Genomic DNA, 266 nt, shown 5'->3' on the forward strand with positions numbered 1-266 from the left:
GGTACCTGGTCCTATATTGCAAATCGGGAATACCAATAGCCGTTATAAATTTCCACTGGGAGCAAGAGGGTTTGTTAATTCATGGAACAGTTATGGCCCTGCTCACCATTGCGCAGTTGGTATCGGGCATATCGCTGATAAAATTGATAAACTTGGAAAACTCCTTAATATGGATGTTGTTAAAGTATGCTGATCTACACGATTAAATAAATAATCTGGCAGGCTGTACTATTTTAGGACAGCCTGTTTTTTATGAAGTGTTGCAG

General features: G+C 39.5%; 1 pseudogene. It reads left to right on the top strand.

Features of this window, described 5'->3' with window-relative positions:
- Positions 1 to 193: pseudogene (locus tag SB717_RS36540) on the top strand (L-fucose/L-arabinose isomerase family protein); the annotation flags it as partial.
- Between the last annotated feature and the right edge of the window lie 73 nt (positions 194 to 266).

Source organism: Priestia sp. SIMBA_032, assembly GCF_046535215.1.
GTDB classification, from domain to species: Bacteria; Bacillota; Bacilli; order Bacillales; family Bacillaceae_H; genus Priestia; species Priestia aryabhattai.